Raw genomic sequence first — 844 nt, 5'->3', positions numbered from 1 at the left:
ATTATTGGCATTGTATGTCCGCCCGGTGATAATCGGTTGATCCGGGTCGCCATTAAGGAAATGCACCACCACTTCATGCCCGATGCGTGGAATAGCCATCATGCCGTACTGCGCTCCGGCCCAACCTTGTGTCACACGCAACCAGCAAGAGCTTTGCTCATTTGAGCTGCCGTAACGATCCCAAGGGAACTGCACTTTCACCCGGCCATGTTCATCACAGTAGATCTCTTCCCCTTCGGGGCCGACCACCGTCCCCATCGTCGGGAACTTGAGGATCGGTTTACTGCGCGGTGTCATCTGCCACACTTGATCACCGAGAATGGCAGCAAACTGGTTGGCGTATGTGGTTGCACCGCTGCCTCCGGATTCTTCCAGCGCCTGCGGCTGGCTGCCCTGATGGGCGACCTGAATCAGCAGATAATTGCGATTCATCTCACTGTCGAAGTGCTCCATCAGATCAAACCGCTGACCGGCCTGAAGCTGTGCGTCGTTACTTTTACCGCTGAAGGTATGCGCTTGTCGGCGCAGCGCTTCAAGGCGGATTTGCGTAAATGCCTGACCCGTGGTGTCGTCTTTAAACCGCCCCGGGTGGTCAAAATATTCATAGTCACCGCGCTGGTAACTCATATCCGAAGCGGTGGCCGAGTGCGTGATATTGTAAGACGGCTTTTTAAAACTGTAATCACTCAGCTGCACATCACTGACTTGTGTCTGTTTGTGCTCGGTCAAAGTTGAGACGTAGGGTTGCTCAAACACCCCACCGGACAAGGCGTTATACGGCACCGGCATGGCAAGACGGCCGAACCCTTCGGGATTGTCGGTGATGACTAAAACATGCTTGTCT

Annotated in this window: 1 protein-coding gene; it reads right to left on the bottom strand. The window is 54.3% G+C overall.

Going from position 1 to position 844, the window contains the following annotated elements:
* Window positions 1-844 (bottom strand): type VI secretion system tip protein TssI/VgrG (gene tssI, locus AC55NX_RS20750; RefSeq protein ID WP_496997454.1); only part of this gene is annotated, 844 nt, incomplete at both ends.

The organism is Vibrio rubrogenes, from assembly GCF_059641415.1.
This window is presented reverse-complemented; position numbering and strand designations above follow the sequence as displayed.